Here is a 1,006-nt window from a genome sequence, read left to right as displayed (position 1 = left end):
CTCCTTTCTATGGAGAATCGTTTCCTGCAACGGAAACATTCAAATATGAAGCGTAAGCTTCAAAACATCATCATTCCATTTGTTCAGTTTTGATGGAACTTGTGAGGGGCCATAGCTCAGCTGGGAGAGCGCCTGCCTTGCAAGCAGGAGGTCAGCGGTTCGATCCCGCTTGGCTCCACCAATTACAACTTCATCAAAAAAACTGCATGATGATCATCCACTCTTCGGAGTTGGATCGATATTCACACAGGATACAGTTTCATCGAAACTGTATTGCACCTTGAAAACTGGATACCGAAACGAAATTGCGTTTTAGAATATTCCTTTACGCTGATCTTGTGTAAACAAGTGAAATAAAGGTAGCAGGTAAGGAAAGATATTTTACCTTTGGTGAACATCATTCTTTATCGAACATCGATATTTTCTTTCTTCGAAAGAAAAATCTAGGTTAAGCTACAAAGAGCNGTGGCGAACAACGATAAAGCCTCGGGGAGCTGTAAGCAAGCTTTGATCCGGGGATGTCCGAATGGGGAAACCCGGCTGTCTTCATCGACAGTCACTTTCTGCTGAATACATAGGCAGAACAGAGGCATACCAGGGGAACTGAAACATCTAAGTACCCTGAGGAAGAGAAAACAATAGTGATTCCGTCAGTAGCGGCGAGCGAACGCGGATTAGCCCAAACCAAGGAGCTTGCTCCTTGGGGTTGTGGGACGTCTCACATGGAGTTACAAANAACCGGTTAGATGAAGAGGTCTGGAAAGGCCCGCCAGAGAAGGTAAAAGCCCTGTAGTTCAAAACCTGTTCCCTCCGAGACGGATCCCGAGTAGTGCGGGGCACGTGAAACCCCGTATGAATCCGGCAGGACCATCTGCCAAGGCTAAATACTCCCTGGCGACCGATAGTGAAGCAGTACCGTGAGGGAAAGGTGAAAAGCACCCCGGAAGGGGAGTGAAATAGATCCTGAAACCGTGTGCTTACAAGAAGTCAGAGCCCGATCTATGGG

At 47.1% G+C, this 1,006-nt stretch carries 1 tRNA gene and 1 rRNA gene; both read left to right on the top strand.

From position 1 onward, the window contains the following. Window positions 1-105 precede the first annotated feature (105 nt). Window positions 106-181: transfer RNA gene (locus C1I60_RS01720), tRNA-Ala, on the top strand. Window positions 182-420: 239 nt separating this feature from the next. Continuing rightward, window positions 421-1,006, top strand: a 23S ribosomal RNA gene (locus C1I60_RS01715); the annotation flags it as partial.

It is taken from the genome of Paenibacillus terrae (assembly GCF_005217525.1).
Classification (GTDB): domain Bacteria; phylum Bacillota; class Bacilli; order Paenibacillales; family Paenibacillaceae; genus Paenibacillus; species Paenibacillus terrae_C.
The sequence above is the reverse complement of the archived record's forward strand: the minus strand, read 5'-3'. Positions and strand labels throughout refer to the sequence as shown.